Raw genomic sequence first — 1,655 nt, 5'->3', positions numbered from 1 at the left:
TGCATATCCCCTTCCTCTGCGTGCACATCTACAAAGATTTCGTTTCTACAAGCGGTTCATCGGCTTTCATTCCTGAACTTTCCTTTTTTAAACTAAATACTAGCAAACTCGTAATGATTAAAGAAAAGCTTAGAAAGAATAGTCCTGCTTCCATCTTTCCGGAGGCATCTTTTAAATATCCGATCATATAGGGTCCAACAAAACCTCCTAAGTTACCGATTGAATTAATGAGTGCAATCCCTACAGCGGCTGAGGCTTCTGTCAAAAATAGTGCAGGCAATGACCAGAAAGGACCAAAAAAGCTGTAGATTCCAACGGTCGCAATAGACATCATCAAAATCGAAAGATAGGGATTTGACGTCATCCCAGCCCCAATCAAGCCTAGGGCTCCCAGTAAAGGCGGCAGTGCAGTAGATAATCTTCGCTCACCGGTTCGATCTGAACGCCTGGCCCACAAGATCATACAGATTCCTCCGGCAATGTAGGGCACCATGGAAATGAGTCCTACCTGAGTGTTAGAGAGCACCGTCGAGAAGGATTTAATGATAGTCGGCATCCAAAATCCAATGCCGTATAGACCGACTACGAGAGTTAGGTAAATCAAAGAGAACTTCCAAACCAGAGGGTTGGTCAGCACTTGTCGGGTTGAAGACTGTTTGAGGTTTCCTTTTTGGCTATTTTCACGCTCAATTTCTTTTATGAGCCAATCTTTTTCTTCCTGTTCCAGCCAATTCGCATCTTGAGGGCGATCCGTTAAGTAAAAGTACGTAATAATACCTATAATGATGGCCGGTATTCCTTCTAAAACAAACATCCATCGCCATCCCGGCATACCTGCCCATTGAATGGAATCCATGATCCAGGTCGATAATGGAGCTCCAATGATATTTGAGGCTGCCAGCGCAGTCATAAACAAGGCGAAAGCTCTGGCTTGTTCTTTTGCACGAAACCAGTAAGTAATATATAAAATAATGCCTGGAAAAAATCCCGCTTCCGCTATTCCTAAAAGAAATCGCAGAACATAGAGATGTGCGGCGCTCTCTGCCCAACCGGTCAAAATCACAACCAATCCCCAGCTGACCATGATCCGTGCGATCCACTTTCTTGCTCCAAATTTGTGGAGAAGTATATTGCTGGGAATCTCAAAGAGAAAGTATCCAAAGAAGAAAATACCTGAGATTAATCCGAAGGTAGAGCTGGCCAAGGCTAAATCTTTGTTCATATCCAGTGCAGCATATCCAAGGTTGACCCTGTCAAGAAAGGCTACAATGTATAACAAAAAAATAAACGGAATTATTCTCCAAAACACTTTTTTTGTTGTTCGCTCTTCAATTGATAGATTCATATAAACCTCCCTTTCTCTTTCTGATTTCTTTTAAAAGCATAAAATTAGACTAGACCCCTCGGCCGCCATCGACATTCATGATTTCTCCAGTGACCGCTTTTGCCAAGTCGGAAGCCAGATATAAAGCGGCCTGAGCAATGTCCTCCGGTTGAATCAAGGTGCCTAAAGGAACACTGTCCAGAAAAATTTTCTTTTTGTCTTCCTCAACTTTTTTTTCATCACCAGACAGGAATTTTCCAAGCATCGGCGTTTCAGCGGGTCCTGGATTAATGGCATTCACCCGAATTTTAAAAGGTGCCAATTCAAGCGC

At 43.0% G+C, this 1,655-nt stretch carries 2 protein-coding genes; both read right to left on the bottom strand.

Features of this window, described 5'->3' with window-relative positions; genetic code table 11:
* Positions 1–28: 28 nt before the first annotated feature.
* On the bottom strand, positions 29–1,345 hold the full coding sequence (locus ABHN01_RS24650) for an MFS transporter (protein WP_429877736.1): 1,317 nt from the start codon (positions 1,343–1,345) through the stop codon (positions 29–31).
* Positions 1,346–1,394: 49 nt separating this feature from the next.
* Positions 1,395–1,655: SDR family oxidoreductase (locus tag ABHN01_RS24645; RefSeq protein ID WP_429877735.1), on the bottom strand; the 261-nt coding region annotated here is incomplete at its 5' end.

This window comes from Fictibacillus sp. NRS-1165 (genome assembly GCF_050468105.1).
GTDB classification, from domain to species: Bacteria; Bacillota; Bacilli; order Bacillales; family Fictibacillaceae; genus Fictibacillus_C; species Fictibacillus_C terrinigri.
The sequence above is the reverse complement of the archived record's forward strand: the minus strand, read 5'-3'. Positions and strand labels throughout refer to the sequence as shown.

Bases quoted from the DNA above. Each gene is read 5' to 3' on its own strand.
- ABHN01_RS24650 (WP_429877736.1), bottom strand. From the start codon at position 1,345: ATGAATCTATCAATTGAAGAGCGAACAACAAAAAAAGTGTTTTGGAGA.